Annotated in this window: 1 protein-coding gene; it reads right to left on the reverse strand. The window is 63.1% G+C overall.

The window, feature by feature from the left end; translation table 11 throughout:
- Positions 1-188 precede the first annotated feature (188 nt).
- The gene (locus THIARS_RS18130) at positions 189-1,391 is read right to left on the reverse strand and encodes an IS4 family transposase (RefSeq protein ID WP_094159105.1); all 1,203 of its coding nucleotides are present in this window, start codon (positions 1,389-1,391) and stop codon (positions 189-191) included.
- Positions 1,392-1,459 lie beyond the last annotated feature (68 nt).

A 1,459-nucleotide genomic window follows, 5' to 3' on the forward strand; every position in this document is an offset into this window, starting at 1 on the left:
CCAATACTGTTCAGATACGTAGGATTGGTGTTGGCTGATGGTGTTGATGGAGTACCTCTCCGCGATGTCGGAGGTTGTAGTTGCTCATTTTGCGTTTGACGCCGCGCGGGTTGGTCCGACCTCGGCTGCTCACGCAGCGACCGCGGGCGATTTCCTCGAACAAGGCGTCGCGCCAGCAAGGCAGTCGCTCAGGGGGGAATGGCCGCGGCCTGCGGCATTTTTCGCTTGATCACTCGCACTGCGTGGGTGAAGCTCAAGCGATCCGGATCGAGTCCGCGTGGCCAGGCGGCTTGCGCCATGATTTGGCGAATCGCGAAGTGCGCCAGAAGCAGTCCCCAAAGTTCCTGCCTCACCAGTTCCGGTGTCTTGCTTCGCAGGACGGTGCTGTTGGCTCGCAGGTGCGTCTTGAATTCGGCGAAGACGCTCTCGACTTCCCAGCGTTCGTGGTAGAGCGCCGCCAGCTCGAGCGCCGGAGCATCCTCGGGATCCAGGATGTTGGTGACCAATCGGTAGCTGTCCTGTGTTGGCGTGGCGGAGTTGGTCAACAGGTACTCGACGATCCGAATCGTTTGCCCGACGCGCTCGCTCCTGCGATCGTCGCTGTCGAACACCGTACTGAGATAGGAGCCGTCCGGCAGCGCTTTTTCAATCGGCAGTTTGCTCGTAGACGGCACTCGCCATGCCAGTTTGGCACCGGTGGCGCACGCGATCTGCCAGAGCTTGAATCCGTAGAAGCCGCGGTCGGCAAGCACGAGCATGTTTGCTGTCAACTTCTGGGGCAGCAGTCGGCTCGCCATGACGCGTTCGCTCTGGCTGTAGGGGCCGATGTCGGCGGCCACAACGGCGTGGGTGCCGCACTCGACCAAGCCCAGCAGCCGGGCCTGTGGAAAGGCGCTCTGTCCGCGTGTGGCACTCGGGTAGCCGAAGTAAGAGGCGTTGGCCGCCTCGTCCGCCACGTCCATGCCGCTGCCATCCAAAGCCATCACGCGCAGCCCGCGATACCAAGCTCCAGGTGCCCCGGGCGCTGCAAGCGGCCGCAACACCCGATCAGCCAGTTGATGCATGACCTCGGCACCGAGCCGCGTGCGCGCCTGCGAAATCGCCGACTTGCTGGCCTGGACTGCACCAGCCCGGCTATCGCCGAGCCATTGCAGGCCCTCGCAAACGACGCGCAGAACCTCCTCCAGCGGCGCCTCCCGCCACAGCGCCAACGCCATCACGTAGTACACCACCGCCGGCGCTGGAAGAAGACGCTCGCGCTGGCTTGCTCGGCCTGTCTCGCTTAGCACCTCCTCGATCAGCGCCCGCGGACAAACGCTGGCCAAAACCCCCGCGCTGATCAGGTGTGCCACGTCAACCTGGGCCGGTAACGCCTTGCGTGTCCTGGCCATGCCTCATCCTCATCGACACCTCGATGAGGATGAATTATGACTGATTGCCTGCTATCTGAACAGTATTG

The organism is Thiomonas delicata, assembly GCF_900088825.1.
Lineage (GTDB): Bacteria > Pseudomonadota > Gammaproteobacteria > Burkholderiales > Burkholderiaceae_C > Thiomonas_A > Thiomonas_A delicata.

Excerpts from the sequence above, each read along its gene's own strand:
- THIARS_RS18130 (WP_094159105.1), bottom strand. The coding sequence starts at position 1,391 with ATGGCCAGGACACGCAAGGCGTTACCGGCCCAGGTTGACGTGGCACAC.